18 protein-coding genes and 1 pseudogene are annotated in these 17,245 nt (G+C 70.6%); 10 read left to right on the top strand and 9 right to left on the bottom strand.

Annotation, left to right across the window (positions count from 1 at the left end; translation table 11 throughout):
* Positions 1-154: 154 nt before the first annotated feature.
* Together AC5L3C_RS14450 and AC5L3C_RS14445 are read left to right on the top strand one after the other, a co-directional pair.
* Positions 155-433 carry a type II toxin-antitoxin system Phd/YefM family antitoxin gene (locus AC5L3C_RS14450; protein ID WP_125504689.1) on the top strand — a complete coding sequence of 93 codons (279 nt, stop codon included), beginning with the start codon at positions 155-157 and terminating at the stop codon, positions 431-433.
* Positions 430-687: a Txe/YoeB family addiction module toxin gene (locus AC5L3C_RS14445; RefSeq protein WP_030861082.1), complete on the top strand. Its 258-nt coding sequence runs from the start codon at positions 430-432 to the stop codon at positions 685-687. The genes AC5L3C_RS14450 and AC5L3C_RS14445 overlap by 4 nt, the downstream gene beginning before the upstream one ends.
* Here the strand turns inward: AC5L3C_RS14445 and AC5L3C_RS14440 are convergent.
* Both AC5L3C_RS14440 and AC5L3C_RS14435 read right to left on the bottom strand, forming a co-directional pair.
* Positions 681-1,151 carry an ATP-binding protein gene (locus tag AC5L3C_RS14440; protein WP_125504688.1) on the bottom strand — a complete coding sequence of 157 codons (471 nt, stop codon included), beginning with the start codon at positions 1,149-1,151 and terminating at the stop codon, positions 681-683. The genes AC5L3C_RS14445 and AC5L3C_RS14440 overlap by 7 nt on opposite strands.
* A gap of 152 nt (positions 1,152-1,303) precedes the next feature.
* Positions 1,304-2,368, bottom strand: coding sequence for a hypothetical protein (locus AC5L3C_RS14435; RefSeq protein ID WP_493649360.1), 1,065 nt, complete (start codon positions 2,366-2,368; stop codon positions 1,304-1,306).
* A 95-nt stretch (positions 2,369-2,463) separates the two neighbouring features.
* Here AC5L3C_RS14435 and AC5L3C_RS14430 point away from each other — a divergent pair.
* Positions 2,464-2,751 (top strand): annotated as a pseudogene (locus tag AC5L3C_RS14430) (NucA/NucB deoxyribonuclease domain-containing protein); the annotation flags it as partial.
* 63 nt (positions 2,752-2,814) lie between these two features.
* On the opposite strand, the gene AC5L3C_RS14425 reads toward AC5L3C_RS14430, so the two are convergent.
* Both AC5L3C_RS14425 and AC5L3C_RS14420 read right to left on the bottom strand, forming a co-directional pair.
* Complete coding sequence (locus tag AC5L3C_RS14425; protein WP_185930927.1) at positions 2,815-3,084, bottom strand: hypothetical protein; 270 nt, start codon at positions 3,082-3,084, stop codon at positions 2,815-2,817.
* A gap of 89 nt (positions 3,085-3,173) precedes the next feature.
* Positions 3,174-4,712: an ISL3 family transposase gene (locus AC5L3C_RS14420; protein ID WP_493649359.1), complete on the bottom strand. Its 1,539-nt coding sequence runs from the start codon at positions 4,710-4,712 to the stop codon at positions 3,174-3,176.
* 323 nt (positions 4,713-5,035) lie between these two features.
* On the opposite strand from AC5L3C_RS14420, the gene AC5L3C_RS14415 reads away from it, so the two are divergent.
* Positions 5,036-5,887 (top strand): helix-turn-helix domain-containing protein, encoded by an 852-nt coding sequence (locus AC5L3C_RS14415; protein ID WP_493653879.1) that lies wholly within the window; start codon positions 5,036-5,038, stop codon positions 5,885-5,887.
* Between the two features lie 35 nt (positions 5,888-5,922).
* Positions 5,923-6,084 carry a DUF397 domain-containing protein gene (locus AC5L3C_RS14410; RefSeq protein ID WP_493649358.1) on the top strand — a complete coding sequence of 54 codons (162 nt, stop codon included), beginning with the start codon at positions 5,923-5,925 and terminating at the stop codon, positions 6,082-6,084.
* 92 nt (positions 6,085-6,176) lie between these two features.
* On the opposite strand, the gene AC5L3C_RS14405 is transcribed toward AC5L3C_RS14410, so the two are convergent.
* From AC5L3C_RS14405 to AC5L3C_RS14395, 3 genes are all read right to left on the bottom strand, one after another.
* A complete protein-coding gene (locus AC5L3C_RS14405) occupies positions 6,177-6,884 on the bottom strand; it encodes an ester cyclase (RefSeq protein ID WP_493649357.1) in 708 nt (235 codons plus the stop codon).
* 104 nt (positions 6,885-6,988) lie between these two features.
* Positions 6,989-7,762 (bottom strand): SDR family NAD(P)-dependent oxidoreductase, encoded by a 774-nt coding sequence (locus AC5L3C_RS14400; RefSeq protein WP_493649356.1) that lies wholly within the window; start codon positions 7,760-7,762, stop codon positions 6,989-6,991.
* An 83-nt stretch (positions 7,763-7,845) separates the two neighbouring features.
* Positions 7,846-8,526 (bottom strand): MOSC domain-containing protein, encoded by a 681-nt coding sequence (locus tag AC5L3C_RS14395; protein WP_493649355.1) that lies wholly within the window; start codon positions 8,524-8,526, stop codon positions 7,846-7,848.
* 81 nt (positions 8,527-8,607) lie between these two features.
* Between AC5L3C_RS14395 and AC5L3C_RS14390 the strand changes: the two genes are divergently transcribed.
* The gene (locus AC5L3C_RS14390; RefSeq protein WP_493649354.1) at positions 8,608-9,504 is read left to right on the top strand and encodes a LysR family transcriptional regulator; all 897 of its coding nucleotides are present in this window, start codon (positions 8,608-8,610) and stop codon (positions 9,502-9,504) included.
* Positions 9,505-9,697: 193 nt separating this feature from the next.
* Here AC5L3C_RS14390 and AC5L3C_RS14385 read toward each other — a convergent pair whose 3' ends face one another.
* Complete coding sequence (locus AC5L3C_RS14385) at positions 9,698-10,033, bottom strand: WhiB family transcriptional regulator (RefSeq protein ID WP_493649353.1); 336 nt, start codon at positions 10,031-10,033, stop codon at positions 9,698-9,700.
* Between the two features lie 381 nt (positions 10,034-10,414).
* Here AC5L3C_RS14385 and AC5L3C_RS14380 point away from each other — a divergent pair, with 381 nt between their 5' ends.
* From AC5L3C_RS14380 to AC5L3C_RS14365, 4 genes are all read left to right on the top strand, one after another.
* Positions 10,415-11,026, top strand: coding sequence for a response regulator transcription factor (locus AC5L3C_RS14380; protein WP_003948568.1), 612 nt, complete (start codon positions 10,415-10,417; stop codon positions 11,024-11,026).
* Positions 11,027-11,828: 802 nt separating this feature from the next.
* The gene (locus AC5L3C_RS14375; RefSeq protein ID WP_006130726.1) at positions 11,829-12,416 is read left to right on the top strand and encodes a sigma-70 family RNA polymerase sigma factor; all 588 of its coding nucleotides are present in this window, start codon (positions 11,829-11,831) and stop codon (positions 12,414-12,416) included.
* Between the two features lie 182 nt (positions 12,417-12,598).
* Complete coding sequence (gene guaB, locus AC5L3C_RS14370) at positions 12,599-14,104, top strand: IMP dehydrogenase (RefSeq protein WP_493649352.1); 1,506 nt, start codon at positions 12,599-12,601, stop codon at positions 14,102-14,104.
* Positions 14,105-14,230: 126 nt separating this feature from the next.
* Positions 14,231-15,355: a GuaB3 family IMP dehydrogenase-related protein gene (locus AC5L3C_RS14365; RefSeq protein ID WP_493649351.1), complete on the top strand. Its 1,125-nt coding sequence runs from the start codon at positions 14,231-14,233 to the stop codon at positions 15,353-15,355.
* A 545-nt stretch (positions 15,356-15,900) separates the two neighbouring features.
* Here AC5L3C_RS14365 and AC5L3C_RS14360 read toward each other — a convergent pair.
* On the bottom strand, positions 15,901-17,109 hold the full coding sequence (locus tag AC5L3C_RS14360; RefSeq protein ID WP_493649350.1) for a nucleotide sugar dehydrogenase: 1,209 nt from the start codon (positions 17,107-17,109) through the stop codon (positions 15,901-15,903).
* Positions 17,110-17,245 lie beyond the last annotated feature (136 nt).

Genomic DNA, 17,245 nt, shown 5'->3' with positions numbered 1-17,245 from the left:
CGGTCAGACCCGGGCGCCTCACATCTCCCTCCTTATCCTGCCAGCCGCGGCGCGAATCCTGGCCCGGGTGACAAGAGGCCGTGCAACTGGTACCGGATACTTGTACCATTCGACTGGTGCGGTCTCCCCGTACCGGTTTCTGTGGAGGAGAGGCATGTCCATCACTGCCAGCGAGGCCCGGGCCAGGCTTTTCCCGCTGATCCAGCAGGTCAACGACGACCATGAGCCCGTGGAGATCACCTCCAGGGGCGGCGACGCCGTACTGATGTCGGCCGACGACTTCCGTTCCTGGCAGGAGACGGTCTACCTGCTGCGCTCGCCGGCCAACGCCGCCCACCTCATGGCGGCCGTCGCCGCGGACAGGGCCGCCGACACCCCGGTGATCACCAGGAGCATGGCGGAGCTGGAGGCCCTGGCGGAGGACGGCGAGTGAGGGATGTACGGTTCCGCCCCACCGGGTGGGAGGACCTCCTGTACTGGCAGGCCGCCGACAAGAAGCTGTTCCGCAAGCTCATCCGTCTGATCGGCGAGATCCAGCGCGACCCCTTCACCGGTATCGGTAAACCGGAACCGCTGAAGGGCGACCTGTCGGGGTACTGGTCACGCCGGATCGACGACGAGCACCGCCTCGTCTACCGGGCCACCGAGAAGGAAGTCGTGATCATCAAGGCCCGGTACCACTACTGACGGACCGGCGCGGCGGGCACCACGGCCCACACCGTCTTTCCGGGGGCGCCGGGGCGCGGAGCCGTTCTCCACTCCTTGGCTAGGGCGGCGACGAGGAGAAGCCCCCGCCCGCCGTCCTCCTCGCTCCCGGCGTCCCGTGCCTCGGGCAGCCGCTCGCCCCGCGCGTCGCTGACCTCGACGCGTACGTGCCCGTCCTCCTCCCGGCTGAGCCGCAGCTCGGCGTCCCGGCCGGGGACCCGGCCGTGGGTCGCGGCGTTGGCGGCCAGCTCGGCCGCGACCAGCTCGACGGCGTCGTGCGCCGGGGTGCCGTAGCGCCAGCCCCAGGCGTCCATCTGGCAGGAGGCGAGCCGGCGGGCCAGCCGCGCGCCGCGCGGGGACGGGGTGAAGCGGAACGAGAGCACCGTCTGGTCGGCGAGCGGGAGCGGCAGCGCGGACCGCCGCTCCCGGCGGGGGGAAGTGGTCATGCCCTGAAGATCCCGCGCCCACACCCCCGTTCACCAGGAGCGACGCCCCCACGGCGGTCGTCTGTCGGGGCGGCGGGCGAGGCTGTCGGGTTTGTCGGGGCGGGCGTCCGTCGGTCCGTTCCGACGGCTGTCCGCTGCAGCCGTATGCGCGGTCAGACGGGCTCGAGGAGGTCTACGACGGAGAGCCCAGATTCGCCGTTGACGAGAGTCAGGGCGATGTCGGCGCGAGCGGCCAGGGCGAGCGGATCAAGGCCTTCGACGTAATCGGCGTGGATGATCCGGTCCAAGCCCGCTCCGACCAAGGGGGCGGCGGTGCGGAGTGAGGCTTCCAACGCCACGCCCTGAGTTGCGCCGCCGTGCAGGATGATGTTCCGGGTCCGGTACAGGCGCCGGAGTGCGATCCGGAAGGCGCCGGCGACATCGTTCAGAACCGGGCGCGGATTCTGCGCCAGGTCGGCCATGCGCTGCGCGGCGGGACGGTCGCTGTACTTCGTGGAGGCGCCGGTGAAGTCCAGCGCCGTGGCCCCGTGGGTGAGAAGGGCCTCTGCGACCACGCGGGCTCGCTCTTGATTCGTGGTGCATCCTGCTACCAACCGGGCTAGTTCGTCCGGTGTGCGTGGCTTGTGTCGGTGTGCGAGGGCAGTGAGCTCGGCCCGGGGCCAGGAACACGCGATGATGACCGCCATCCGCTCTGCGGCCACTGCCTTACCGGACCGTTCGCCCTCTCCCTTGGGGTCATCGGGGTTCGACAGCAATGACTCGATGGCTGCCCAGGCGCCCGCCACGGCCGGGGCCAATGGGCCACGGTTGACCGCGGCCGCCAGCTCCAGGGCATCGTCGGTCCGACTGCGGGCGCCGGCGACCTTGTACAGGTGCCCTTCATTGACCAGGGTCAGGACATCTGCGCCGCGCGCGGGGGGATCGAGTGGGATGGGCCGCGGGTGGCCGGCGACCCAGATGTGAGGGAGGGGTCGCACACCGCCCCGGTCGCGGCGCAAGAACTGGGAGCGGGCTGTCATCCGCTCCAGCATCTGACGAGCCTGCTCGGCGGCGCTGAAGGGATCGAGGGCCGTGAACCGGTAGACGAACCCGCCGCCGGGCCGGATGCCCGCGGTGTCGTGACCGTGCTCACGCAGCCAGGCCACTACCTTGCCTTTGCCGTACCAGTGTTCCAGCGGTTCGGCGAGCTCCCGTCGGGGCACCTTCTCCAGCGCCACCAGGACGTCGTACGTGCGGGCCTGCGCACGGGCCAGCTCGACCGCCGCTGCCGCCGTGTCGGCCGTAGTGGCATGCGCGTCGTACAGCAGCCGCCCGCAACGACAGGAACCGCGCGGCGGCGGTCAAGCAGTGCAAGCGGTACTGGGGCGCCAACTACACCCAGGGCGGCGCGCTCGAATGCGACGAATACCCCTTCGCCAGCACCTACGAAGGGGCTGCCGAGCCCGAGTTCGACGCGGACGCCAAGAAGTTCAACTTCTCCGCCAAGCCCATAGCGAAGGACGACAACAAGGCCGGCGGATTGATCCTCAAGAGCTTCTACGCCAAGAACCGCATCATCGACGGGATGGACGACGGGTTCATCGTCAAGATCGTCACGTGACCTGAGGCGCCTGTACCTGCGGCGGGAGCGGAGCGCGTCCGTTCCCGCCGCAGTACTGCTTCCTCACGCGCCGGCGGGCCAGAAACGGATGAGGTAACGCTCCACCCCATGACCGGTGCCTTCCCCCTCCGACAGGGCGGCGGCCTCGGCCCGGCCCGCGCAACTGACCCGGACCCGCCACGAACCACCGGAGCCCTCCAGCACGATGACGTCGTCCGCCCGGCCCGTGTGCATGGACCACACGGCGACCTGACCGCTCGTCGACTCGAACTCGGCCTCGGCCTGCTCGTCCCAGTCCGCCGGGTCCTCCTGCGGCGGCGGCCCGTCCCACACCTCGACGGTGACCGTGGGGGTCTGTCAATCGAACGGCTCTGTCCCGTAATCGGCTCTGTCCCGTAATCGGTGGTAGCGCTGTGTGGTGATCACTGGAGGAGGATGCGGTGGCGGAGCAGGGAGAATCCAGCTCGGCCGTGCATCTGCCTCATGATCTTCTTGGTTCGTGTGTTGACGCCTTCGGTGCGGCCGTTGTGGTACGGGGTGGTGAGTCCGGCGTCGACGGCTGCGCGGTCGAGCTCAAGGCCGTTCGCGAAGGAGTGCAGGTGGGGCAGGTCGGTGGAGCGAACCGTGGTGATCCAGACGGTGAGCTTGGCGTCGTTGCCCTCAGCCGGCGTCAGCAGCTGCGCGAACTCGCCGGTCAGACAGGCGAGTTCAGTCATCGCGGGGCAGGCTTTGGTGAGTTCCCGCAGCAGTGCGGCATCCTTGTCGCGCAGGTTCTCGGGGCGGGTCAGGAGGAGGCGGGCGAAGCGCTGCGGGGTGGTGACGGGCTTGTCGCCCTCGGTCCGGCCCTGGGTGATGTAGCGGTAGAGCAGGTTGAGGCTGCCGGTGTATCCCAGCTCCTTGATCTCCCGGAACAGTTGTTTGACGGGGACGGCCGGGTCGGCAGCGCGACGGGCGCGAAGGTGGTCGCGGTAAGGGTCGACGAGCGTGGGCCGGTACCGGGGTGCGCGACGCTCGGCAGTGGGCTCCTTCATGCGGGCGTACCGCTTGACGGTGTTCAGTGCGACGTCGAGACGGCGGGCGCATTCGAGCAGGCCGACACCCTTTTCGAGCAGGTCATGGACCTGCTGCCAGCGTTCGCGGGTGGTCTGCTCGCGGACACCTCCGGGCCGGGCGGGGTTCACGGCGGTCGCCCAGCACGCGGCGTGGGAGCGGACCTCGGCCAGGACCTTGCCGCACAGGTTGCTCCACAGATGCCACCTGTCGCTGACCTGCACCGCTTCGGGCAGGGCCTGGCGGATCGCCTCGCCATAGGTGGTGGAGCCGTCCCGGCAGAGGTACTCGACCCCGGGATGCTCGCGCAGCCACGCCGCCAGGGTCTCGGCGGTGCGATCGGGCAGGACATCGATCCGCTCGCCGGTCTCGGCGTCAATGATCACGGTGGCGTAGCGATGCCGGCGCTTGAGGGCGAAATCGTCGACGCCGAGCACGCGCGGGACGCGCAGCGGCGGGACCGCCCTGCGCATGAGTATGCGCAGGGCGGTCGAGCGAGAGATCCAGCAGGCCAGCACGTGTGAGAGGCGTTCACCCGCCCGGCCCGCTAACTCCTTGACCACAGAGCCGAGTTGGTCGGCCAGACGGTTGGTCCGACGCTGGTAGCGCTCCACGACGCCGGGAACCTGCTCACGGAACGTCTGCCGCGAGCAACCGAGCACCGGGCACACCAGCCGCCGCAACCTCACCAAGACGACGACCCGCCGTCCGTCCGTGGGCACGTCCGCGACTCTCCGCCCGTGGAACCCGTGCACCCGCCCTGTCGGCGTGCCGCACTCGGGGCACGGCACCGGATCGTCCCGGGTCCGCGCAGACACCCGGATGACCTCGCCCTCGTCCTGTACGCCCTCGATGGCGCGGGCTGACAACCCCGAAAACACCACGCTCACAAGCTCATTGACATCTCGCACACCATGCCAACGATGCCCGTCACTCGTCGTTACCACCGATTACGGGACAGAGCCGATCGTTTTACAGTCCCGAATCTGGAAGTGATCACCGCTGAGAAAACGTCAGTGAAGTGGGAAGGCCGGGCGGTCTGTCGACGAGGTCGGCAGGAAGCGTCCGACGGCGGGGTTCCCGACGTTGGCCCCGCTGAGGAGGCATCGCAGGGCGAGCGGGGGCGTTCACTCGTGCGACGTAACGATTTCCGTTATTGGCGAGGTTGATGCGGGGGCGTCCTACGGTGCGAGCACGGGTGAGCTGCGGACGGATGTGCGGAGGGGTGGGTGCGATGGAGTCGGGAGCGGACTCGGGTGCGGGCGTGGAGGGCGGCGCGGGCGCCGATTCCAACGGGGAGTTCCTGCGCTGCTTCGGCCGCCAGATGAAGCTGCTGCGGGAGGCCGCGGGGCTGACGCAGGCGCAGTTGGGCGAGCGGGTCGGGTACGGCGAGGCGCAGATCGCGGCGGTGGAACAGGGGCGGCGGATTCCCCGGCCGGAGCTGGTGGACGCGGTGGATCGGGAGGTGGGCGGGCGGGGGCTGCTGGTGGCGATGAAGGGGGAGGTGGCGAAGGCTCGGTATCCGGGGTTCTTCCGCGAGTTCGCGGCCTTGGAGGCCGATGCTGCCGAGCTGCACGCCTATGACGCTCATGTCGTCAATGGCTTGTTGCAATGCGAAGAGTACGCACGCGCGGTTTTCAGCATGTGGCGGCCACTGCTGGACGCGGAGACCGTCGAGCAACGGGTGTCGGCGCGCTTGGACCGGCACAAGTTGCTGACGCGGCGCCCCACGCCGCTGCTGAGCTTCGTGATCGAGGAGACCGTCCTGCGTCGGCCCCTCGGGGGCGCGGAGGTCATGCGAGCCCAGTTGGAGCACCTGTTGCTCGCCGGACACGAACGCAACGTAGAGCTACAGGTGATGCCGACCGGACGGGACGAACATGCCGGAGTCGCCGGGCCCTTCACGTTGATCCTCACGCGGCAACAACGGAGGATGGCGTACACGGAGGTGCAGAGCAACAGCGCCCTGCATACGGCGCCAGCGAAGGTCCAGGGGTTCGAGTCCACGTACGGAGTCCTGCGGGCGCAAGCGATGACCCCCAGGGAGTCGCTGGCCTGGATCGAGAAGCTCTTGGGAGAGTTGTGAACGCCAACGACGATCAGGCAGCACGGTTGACCTGGGTGAAGAGCAGCTACAGCGCTGGTGATGGTGGCCAGTGCGTCGAGGTCGCGGACGCCGGTACGGCCGTGCTGATCCGTGACTCCAAGTGCCCGGACGTGGCGATCCTCAACGTGCCGTCCGGCCAGTGGACGGCGTTCGTGCGGATGGCCGCAGACGCCTGAGACGAACAAGGGGCGGCGGGAGGCCTGTTGCGCTTCCCGCCGCCCCTGACTCACGCGTGGCAACGTCCTGCGCGTCCCGGTCGTGCGCCGGGTCAGAGCTCCGTCGGCTCCAGCGCACCCAGCTGCGCCATCAGCCCCAGCCGGTCGTACTGCCACCAGCCTTCGACGATCTTGCCGTTGTCGCCGAAGCGGAAGATGGTCGTGCCCGTCATGGAGACGTCCTTGCCCGTCGCCGGGATGCCGAGGAAGTCGCCCTTGTGGGTGCCCTTCCAGCTCCAGCGGGTGCACACCCGGTCCCCCTCGGCGAGCTGGTCCTCGAGGGTGAAGGAGAAGTCGAAGCCGCCGCGCCACACGTCCATCTCGCGCCGGAAGTGATCGAGGCCGACGATGTCCTGCTCGTTGGCCGGATCGTGGTCGTGGTAGTGCTCCTCGACCAGGCCCGTCATCGGGGACAGGTCCTCCGCCGTGCTCACCACCTCGAAGAAGCGCCGCGCGGAGTCCGTGTTCAGCTGCGCGTCGCGCACCACGTCCAGGTCCGTGAACGTCGGCATCTCCTCACAGAGCGCCACCATCTCCCGGAAGATCCGGTCGGTCTCCGGGAGCTGCGAGTTCCGCATCGCCTCCTCGTACGACGGGAACTCCACGATCTCGACGACGTGCGACGTGTCCGAGCGGTCCTTGCCGACCACCGCGTGGGTCGCCGTCCTCTTGCCCCTGGTCTGCTCGACCCACTGGTCCATGAGCTGGTCCATCTCCTCGAACCGGTTCGTCCGGCAGTCGATGAGCTGTACGAAGGTCATGACACTCGCCTCCGGTCCCCCCTGGGTCCGGGTCGGTCCTGTCAGCACCCATTCTCCTCCGGGGAGCGGGCCGCGTCCCACTGTGCCGGTGCACCCGCGCGGGGCTACCGCGGCCCGTACTTCCGTCCCGTCCGCGACGAGATCCCGCCCAGCAGTCCGCGCGGGACCAGCTTCGCCGCTCCCAGCAGCGCCTTGTACCGGGGGTCGGGGATCGACAGCGTCTTGCCCCGGGCCAGGTCCGCCAGTGCCGCCGCGACGACCTTGTCCGCGTCGAGCCACATCCACTTCGGGATGTTGTCCGTGCCCATCCCCGCCCGCTCGTGGAATTCGGTGCGCACGAAGCCGGGGCACAGCGCCATCAGCCGGATGCCGTGGCCGGCGAGGTCCTGCGCCGCGCCCTGGGTGAACTGCACGACCCACGCCTTGGACGCCCCGTACGTACCGCGCGGCACGAACGCGGCGGTCGAGGCGACGTTCACGACACCTCCGCGCCCGCGCTCCCGCATCGCCTCCACCGCCGCCGACGTCAGCCGGAGCACCGCCTCGCAGTGCACCTTGAGCATCATCAGCTCATCGGACATCGGCACCTCGAGATAGCGGCCCTTGTGACCGAACCCGGCGTTGTTGATCAGCAGGTCGACGGGGTTCCTCCGGTCGCCGAGACGCTCGGCCACCGCCTCGATGCCCCGGTCCTGAGCCAGGTCGGCGGTCAGCACCTCCGCCTCGATGCCGTGGCGGTCGTGCAGCTCGGTGGCCTGCTCGCGCAGCCGGCCGGTGTCGCGGGCCACCAGCACCAGGTCGTGTCCGTCGGCCGCCAGCCGCCGCGCGAACGCGGCACCGATCCCAGCCGTCGATCCCGTAATCAGAGCCGTTGTCATGGCCCAAGACTAGTTACCCGGAGCGGAGCCGTCCGCTCTGCGCCTCCGCCCCCGGAACCGCGCCCCCGGACCGTGGCGGGAGGTCAGGTCGGCTGCCGCGTCCCGTACTTCCCCAGGTACCGCTGCGCCACGGCCGCCGCCTCCGGGTGCAGGGCCGGACCGGCCTCCGGCAGCCGCGGCAGCAGCGTCCGGTCGGTGGTCACCGCGCGGAACTGCAGCGCCACCGTCACCTCGTGGTCCGGCCGGTGAACGATCCGTACGGCGTCCCCCGCGCGGATCTCGCCGGGCTCGATCACCCGCAGATACGCCCCCGGCGCACCCCGCTCCGTGAACCGCTTCACCCAGCCCTTCTCACCCATGTGGCCCTGGAAGGTGCGGCAGGGAATGCGTCCGGAGGTGACCTCCAGGACCACCTCGGGCCCGACGGCCCAGCGCTCACCGATCAGGGCGCCGGACACGTCGATGCCCTCCGTGGTGAGGTTCTCGCCGAACGCGCCGTTGGCCAGCGCGCGCCCCAGCGTGCGCTCCCACTCGTCGAGATCCTCACGGGCCACGGCGTAGACCGCCTGGTCGTCCCCGCCGTGGTGCCGCGTCTCGCACACGGCGTCGCCGTCCAGGCCGCTCCCGCCGAAGCCCTTGGGGCCGGGCGCGGCCACCCGCACCGGCCCGTCGACGGGCCGCTTGTCGATCCCGGTCACGCCGTCGCGATGATCCGTGTACGGAACGGTTTTGGGCCGGCCCAGGTTCACAGACAGAAGCTTCATGCGGCGCAACGGTAAGCGATGAGGGTCAAAGCGTCGACGCAATATTCGGCGCCGCACCAAAGGGCCGCTTATCCTTGAGGGGTGATCGAAGCCCGCCACCTCCGCGTACTGCGCGCCGTGGCCACCACCGGTTCCTTCTCCGCGGCGGCCCGCGAGCTGGGCTGCACCCAGCCCGCCGTCAGCCAGCAGATGAAGGCCCTGGAGTCCTCCGTCGGAACGCCCCTGCTCATCCGCAGCGGCCGGGAGATGCGCCTGACCCAGGCGGGCGAGGCGCTGGTGCGGCACGCCGCCGGGATCATCGCCGGGCTCACCGCCGCCGAGGAGGAAGTCGCCGCGATCGCCGGGCTGCGCGCGGGCCGGGTGCGGCTCGTGTCGTTCCCCAGCGGCAGCTCCACGCTCGTCCCGACGGCCCTGGCCGCCCTGCGCGACGCCCACCCGGGCACGCGCGTCTCCCTGGAGGAGGCCGAGCCGCCGCGCTCCGTGGAGATGCTCCGCGAGGGCGACTGCGACGTGGCCCTCGCCTTCCGGTACGAGGGGGCGGCGGGCGCCGAGGAGTGGGACGACCTCGTCGTACGGCCGCTGCTGTCGGACCGGCTCGTCGGCCTCGTGCCGCAGTCGCACTCGCTGGCCCGCGCGGAGTCCGTCGCCATCGGCGAACTCGCCGACGAGCCCTGGATCGCCGGCTGCCCGCGCTGCCGGGGGCAGCTGGTCGAGGTGTGCGAGGCGGCCGGCTTCACCCCGCGCATCGACTTCGCGACCGACGACTACCCGGCGGTCGTCGGCCTGGTGGGAGCGGGACTGGGGGTCGCGGTCCTGCCCCAGCTGGCCATCGAGTCCGTACGGCCCCGGGGCGTGCGCACCGTGGCGCTGGAGCCAGCCGTGCGGAGGCAGATCGTCGCGCTCACCCTGCCGGACCTCGCGCAGGTGCCCGCGGTCGCCGCGACGCTGGAGAAGCTGGCGGCCGCCGCGGCGCGGTGAGGCGCCGGGACGAAACAAGGCGCGCGACAGAACAAGGGCACGCGCGCGTGCCCGGTCGTGCGTGCCCCTCTGTGTGTGTCTGTTTCGTATGTGTCTGTTTCGTGTGTGTCTATTCCGTGTGTGCCTGTGCGTGCATGCCTGTGCGTACGCACGCGTTGGTGCGTGCTCGTTCGTTTCGTGAAGAAACGTTCCTTCAGTTGTTCGGGGCGGTGGCGTGTCCGCTGCCGGCGGCCGATGCCGACACCAGCCGGTTGCGCGCCCGTCCCATCAGCTCTTCGCGCTCGTCCTCGGTCAGGCCGCCCCACACGCCGTACGGCTCACGTACCGCCAGCGCGTGCGCGGCGCACTCGGCGCGTACCGGGCACCTCATGCAGACCTCCTTGGCCGAGTTCTCGCGAGCGCTTCGGGCCGCACCACGCTCGCCCTCGGGGTGGAAGAAGAGCGAGCTGTCCACCCCGCGGCAGGCAGCCAGGAGCTGCCAGTCCCACAGGTCCGCGTTCGGTCCGGGAAGGCGGGAGAAATCTGCCATTGCGTGACCCCTTGTAGCCGTTCTGGGCGGATCCGGTGTCCACGACCGTACAACTACGATCCAAGGAGATGAAAATATGACTCATTGCGAATCTAGCCCCGGACACCATCAAAGGGGAAGAAATGGGGCTGAATGGGGCATGAGTTGTGGTGAAAGTCCGGGGGTCCGTCGCGCATGTCTGCACCGTGAACGCCTCCTCACGTAGAGTGCCGAAGATGGCAGACGGCCCCGTAACTCTTTCGAGTGACCGTCGTTGAGAGTGCGAGGCGGTTGAAGGAACAAGCGCTCGGGCGGGGCGTCCGAGACGGTCGACCGCACAGGTGACGATTTCGTACCAGCCTGGAGGCTCAAGGTGACGCGCATCAGCTGCGGAGGGCGGCCATGACTTCCGTCCTCGTCTGCGACGACTCCCCGCTTGCCCGAGAGGCGCTCCGCCGCGCGGTCGCGACCGTGCCCGGCGTCGAGCGCGTGACGACGGCGGCCAACGGCGAGGAAGTCCTCCGCCGCTGGGGTGCCGACCGCTCGGATCTGATTCTGATGGACGTACGCATGCCCGGTCTGGGCGGCGTCGAGACGGTCCGGCGTCTGCTGTCCGCCGACCCGGGAGCGCGCATCATCATGCTCACCGTCGCGGAGGACCTCGACGGCGTGGCGCTCGCGGTGGCCGCAGGCGCGCGGGGCTACCTGCACAAGGACGCCTCCCGCGCGGAGCTGCGCGCCACGGTCACGCAGGCGCTCGCCGACCCGACCTGGAGGCTCGCCCCGCGCCGGCTGCGCTCGGCCGAAATGGGCGCGGCGCCGACGCTCACCGCGCGTGAGATCCAGGTGCTCGAAGGCATGAGCCACGGGCGCTCCAACGCCGAGATCGGCCGCGAACTGTTCCTCTCCGAGGACACCGTCAAGACGCACGCGCGCCGGCTCTTCAAGAAGCTCGGCGCCTCGGACCGGGCCCACGCGGTGGCGCTCGGGTTCCGGTGGGGCCTCGTGCGCTAGGGCCCGCCCTTCGGGCCGGGCCGGACGCGGTGCGCGACACCGAGCACAGCCCGGCGCACGGGGGCACACGGACGCCCCCGACGGGGGCACGGGTGGCACCGGGGATGCGCGGGCGCCGAGGGTGCGCGCTGTCGCGAGTGGGGTGCGCACGGTGCGCTTCGGTGCGGGTGTCCGCCGCGTGGTGCGCCCCCGTGCGGTTGCCTGCCACGCGGTGCGCGTCGGCTCACCCGCTGGTGCCGTGCCGGGGCCGCTTCGGCACGGGGTGCCGCAACTGTCCGGTGGCCGCGTGGGCGTCGTCGCGTGGGTGTGCGGATGTCCCGTCCGTGCCGTTCGCTCACGGCGCCGACGGGATGCCGGTGCCACGCGCTCGTGAGCGTGCCGTCGCGCACAGCGCGTTCCGGGCAGGCTGCACGCGTGTGCGTGTCGCCGTACGGACGCTGCTCTCGCGCGGGCGCGCCGGGTGCGGCGGACCGGCGTACGGACCCGCGTGCCGTCCCGCTCGCGTGCGACCGGAGGCCGGACGGACGGGGGCGTGCGACCCGTCAGCTGGGCGGGCGCGTACCCCACGGGAACCACGCCGAAAACCCGGCCCACCAGGGCATCCTCGGTGGCCGGAAGACGCCCGCTGCTCGTTTCGCCGCGGATGCCGCATCCTTGAGGTGTGGAGTTCCTCGGGGACGAGTCGGTCGAGCGGGAGGGGAGGGCGCAGGGTATGAGTTCCGGCGCACCTGCTCATAACGCTTCGGTGCACAACAAGGGACACGGTGCCACGGACCAGACGTCCGCAAGGCACCATGGACCGATGCGCGACGACGAGGCGGGCACTGCCCAAGGGGCGATCGGTGCGCTCGTCCATCGCGCCGTCGACGGAGACGAGCAGGCCACGCACGATCTGCTCGCGCACGTCCACCCCCTCGCGCTGCGCTACTGCCGCACGCGGCTGTCCCGGCTGCCCGGCGACGCCCGGCACTTCGTGGAGGACCTCGCACAGGAGGTCTGCGTCGCGGTGCTGCTCGCGCTGCCCCGCTACAAGGACACCGGCCGGCCCTTCGAGGCGTTCATCTTCGCCATCGCCTCCCACAAGGTCGCCGACCTCCAGCGCGCGGCGATGCGGCACCCCGGCTCCACCGCGGTGCCCTCCGACGAGATGCCCGAGCGGCCCGACGACTCCCTCGGCCCCGAGGAGCGTGCCCTGCTCAGCAGCGACGCCGAGTGGGCCAAGAAGCTGCTGGCCAGCCTGCCCGAGAACCAGCGTGAGCTGATCCTGCTGCGCATCGCCGTGGGACTGACCGCGGAGGAGACCGGACAGATGTTGGGAATGTCACCCGGTGCCGTCCGCGTGGCCCAGCACCGCGCGCTGAGCCGGCTGCGCGCCCTGGCGGAGCAGTAGCCCCCGCCAACCCCCCGCCGCCGCGCGGCCCCTTCGGCGTACGAACGGAATATGAACGGAAGATCACCCGTTCCCGTACGAACATACGAGGCCGGGAGCCGTGCGAAACCGTGGAATGAGACACCTCCGCTTCCCGTTAGCATGGACATCCGCACCGATCAAGGCCATTTGGGGAAGGTGTCATGACTGCCAACGTCGACGGAGTGCCCGGTAAATTCGCGACACTCGGGCTGACCTACGACGACGTGTTGCTGCTGCCGGGCGCGTCGGACATGGCGCCCGAGGAGATCGACACCGCCTCGTACGTGTCCCGGAACGTGCGGGTCAACATCCCGCTGCTGTCCGCCGCCATGGACAAGGTGACCGAGTCCCGCATGGCGATCGCGATGGCCCGCCAGGGTGGCGTCGGCGTCCTGCACCGCAACCTGTCCATCGAGGACCAGGCCAACCAGGTCGACCTGGTGAAGCGGTCCGAGTCCGGCATGGTCACCGACCCCATCACCATCCACCCGGACGCCACGCTCGCCGAGGCCGACGCCCTGTGCGCCAAGTTCCGCATCAGCGGCGTCCCGGTCACCGACGGCAACAAGAAGCTGCTCGGCATCGTCACCAACCGGGACATGGCCTTCGAGACCGACCGCTCCCGCCAGGTGCGCGAGATCATGACGCCGATGCCGCTGGTCACCGGCAAGGTCGGCATCTCCGGCCCGGACGCCATGGAGCTGCTGCGCCGCCACAAGATCGAGAAGCTTCCGCTCGTCGACGACCACGGTGTCCTCAAGGGCCTGATCACGGTCAAGGACTTCGTGAAGGCCGAGAAGTACCCGCACGCCGCCAAGGACGCCGAGGGGCGCCTGCTGGTCGGTGCCGCGGTCGGGGTCGCCGGTGACGCGTTCGAGCGCGCCCAGGCGCTCATCGAGTCGGGCGTCGACTTCATCGTCGTCGACACCGCGCACGGCCACTCCCGTCTCGTCGGCGACATGGTCGCCAAGATCAAGTCGAACTCGTCCGGCGTCGACGTCATCGGCGGCAACATCGCCACGCGCGACGGCGCCAAGGCCCTCGTCGACGCGGGCTGCGACGGCATCAAGGTCGGTGTCGGACCCGGCTCCATCTGCACCACCCGCGTGGTCGCCGGCGTCGGCGTCCCGCAGGTCACGGCGATCTACGAGGCCGCGCTGGCCGCCAAGGAGGCGGGCGTCCCGGTCATCGGCGACGGCGGCCTGCAGTACTCCGGCGACATCGCCAAGGCCCTGGTCGCCGGCGCCGACACGGTGATGCTGGGCTCGCTGCTCGCCGGCTGCGAGGAGTCCCCCGGCGAGCTGCTGTTCATCAACGGCAAGCAGTTCAAGTCGTACCGCGGCATGGGCTCGCTCGGCGCCATGCAGACCCGCGGCGACCGCAAGTCGTTCTCCAAGGACCGCTACTTCCAGGAGGGCGTCGCCTCCGACGAGCAGTTGGTGCCCGAGGGCATCGAGGGCCAGGTGCCCTACCGCGGCCCGCTGTCGTCCGTCGTCCACCAGCTCGTCGGCGGCCTGCGCCAGTCGATGTTCTACGTCGGCGGCAAGACCGTCCCCGAGCTCCAGGCCAACGGCCGCTTCGTCCGGATCACCTCCGCGGGCCTCAAGGAGAGCCACCCGCACGACATCCAGATGACGGTCGAGGCACCGAACTACAGCCGCCAGTAGCGGCGGGCTTCCCGAGGGCGGCTCCGGACCACCGGGGCCGCCCTCGCCGTACGTCCGGGGCGGTGGGCGCCACGGCCGTACGGGATACTGGAAGGCGCTGCAACGCATCAGGGAAAGGCCACAGACGTGACTGAGATCGAGATCGGGCGCGGCAAGCGCGGCCGCCGGGCGTACGCCTTCGACGACATCGCCGTCGTCCCCAGCCGCCGTACGCGGGACCCGAAGGAGGTCTCGATCGCCTGGCAGATCGACGCCTACCGCTTCGAGCTGCCGTTCCTGGCCGCTCCCATGGACTCGGTCGTCTCGCCGGCCACGGCGATCCGCATCGGCGAGCTCGGCGGCCTCGGCGTGCTGAACCTCGAGGGCCTGTGGACCCGCTACGAGGACCCGCAGCCGCTGCTGGACGAGATCGTCGGCCTGCCCGCCGAGAGCGCCACCCGCCGTCTCCAGGAGATCTACGCGGCGCCCATCAAGGAGGAGCTGATCGGGCAGCGCATCAAGGAGGTGCGCGACTCGGGCGTGGTCACCGCAGCCGCGCTCTCCCCGCAGCGCACCGCCCAGTTCTCCAAGGCCGTCGTCGACGCCGGCGTGGACATCTTCGTCATCCGCGGCACCACGGTCTCCGCCGAGCACGTCTCCGGTTCGCACGAGCCGCTCAACCTGAAGCAGTTCATCTACGAGCTCGACGTCCCGGTGATCGTCGGCGGCTGCGCCACCTACACGGCCGCCCTGCACCTGATGCGCACCGGTGCGGCGGGCGTCCTGGTCGGCTTCGGCGGCGGCGCCGCGCACACCACGCGCAACGTGCTGGGCATCCAGGTGCCCATGGCCACCGCGGTCGCCGACGTGGCCGCCGCCCGCCGCGACTACATGGACGAGTCCGGCGGCCGGTACGTGCACGTCATCGCGGACGGCGGGGTCGGCTGGTCCGGCGACCTGCCCAAGGCGATCGCCTGCGGCGCGGACTCCGTGATGATGGGCTCCCCGCTCGCCCGCGCGACGGACGGTCCGGGCCGGGGCAACCACTGGGGCATGGAGGCCGTCAACGAGGAGCTGCCGCGCGGCCAGAAGGTCGACCTCGGCACGGTGGGCACGCTGGAGGAGATCCTCACCGGCCCGTCCCACACCCCCGACGGCTCGATGAACCTCTTCGGCTCCCTGCGCCGCGCGATGGCCACGACCGGCTACAGCGAGCTGAAGGAGTTCCAGCGCGTCGAGGTGACGGTGGCGGACTCACAGCACCGGCGGTAGAGCGGGCACGGGCTTCATACGGCTCCGAAGGGCCGGCCACCTGGCGGTGACCGGCCCTTCTCGCATGTCCGGGGAGCGGGGGCGCCCGTGGCAGTCGAGGGGCGCGCGGTTGCTTTCGGGACCGATCCGTACGGGTTTACCCGTGTGAGGCCGCTACTGTCCTCGACGGCGCCCCAGTTCTTGTGGGAGCCCCCTTCCAAGGACCTGGTCCGGACCCCGCCCTCGGGGCCCGGCCCGATTCCGACGGACCGTCCACCGGGCTACTGGGCGGTGTCGTGGAAGGGGGCGCCCATGGGACGCCACCGCAAGCCCACTCGCTGGGACCGGATCCGTCTGTGGACGGTGAAGTGCCGGAGGAGGTGGATCTTGCGGATTTTCGGATGGTGAGCGGCCGCCCCCACAAGGACTAGGGGCGGACACCCCGTGAACCATCCCGGAGCCTGTCGCAGTGCCCTCTGCGGCGGGCTCCACCTCATCGCAGCGTACTCGCGTGGGGTCCCTTCCACCACCGGCCTCTGAAGCGCGCATTTCGTCCGCGCTCCCCCTCACAACCGATGCGCCGCCCCCGTAGGCGTCGCCCCCCGCGTGTCCAGCAGCAGCTGGGCCTTCACCGACAGCCCCTGGAGGTCGTACGTACGGTGCTGCTGGAGCAGGATCGTCAGGTCGGCCTCCGCGGCGGCCTCGTAGAGGGAGTCCGCGCGGGGGACGGGCCGGTCGAGGACGTTCCAGGACGGCACGTGGGGGTCGTGGTAGCTCACCGAGGCGCCCAGCTCCATCAGCCGGACCGCGATCTCCTGGGCGGGGCTGCCCTGCTGGTCGGCGAGGTCGGCCTTGTAGGTGATCCCGAGGAGCAGCACGCGCGCGCCGCGCGCGGACTTGCCGTGCTCGTTGAGGAGGGCGGCGGCGCGCTGCACCACGTAGCGGGGCATCCGGCCGTTGACGTCCTGCGCGAGTTCCGCCATCCGCAGGGTGCGCCCCGCGTGGGCGGTCAGGTCCTGGGGGACGGCGTGGCCGCCGACACCGGGACCGGGGCGGAAGGCCTGGAAGCCGAACGGCTTGGTCTCCGCGCAGCGCAGCACGTCCCACAGGTCGATGCCCAGGTCGTGGCAGAGGGCGGCCATCTCGTTGACCAGGGCGATGTTGACGTGCCGGAAGTTGGTTTCCAGCAACTGGACGGTCTCCGCCTCGCGGGTGCCCCGCGCGCGCACCACCTTGTCGGTGATGCGCCCGTAGAAGGCCGCGGCCGACTCCGTGCAGGCAGGCGTGAGGCCCCCGATGACCTTCGGGGTGTTGGCGGGGGTGAAGTCGCGGTTGCCGGGGTCGACGCGGCTGGGGGAGTGGGCGAGGTGGAAATCGCGCCCCGCGCGGAGGCCCGAGCCCGACTCCAGGAGGCGCAGCAGCGGCCCTTCCGTCGTCCCGGGCGGCACGGGGGACTCGAGGATCACCGTGGTGTGCGGGCGCAGCCGCGCGGCGAGCGTGCGGGCGGCCGTCTCGACCTGGCCGAGGTCCGGTCCGCCGTCCGCCCCGCGCGGAGTCGGGGCGCAGATGACCGCGATGCGCACCCGGCCCAGCTCGGTGGGGTTGGCCGTGACCCGGAAGCCCTGCGCCAGCATGCGGCGCTGTTCGGCGGCGCTGAGGGAGCCCGCCTCGGGGCCGGTCCGGAAGCCGATGGTGGGGATGCCGGCGGCGACGGCGGCCTGGGCCAGCGGCAGTCCGTACGGGCCGAGTCCGATGACGGCGAGATCTGCGGGCATGGCGTGAGCCGTCCTTCCCAATAACCGGAGTGCGACTGGTGCGCAAGCGCTGTGGACTGGACAGGCGAGCGCAATGTCAGACTAGGAGTAAATATGACCGATATGCGGGATTGATCGGCTGGTTTTCGGTGAGTCG

This window comes from Streptomyces speibonae (assembly GCF_984686075.1).
Note: the sequence above shows the minus strand (reverse complement) of the source record. Positions and strands in the feature narration are given on the sequence as shown.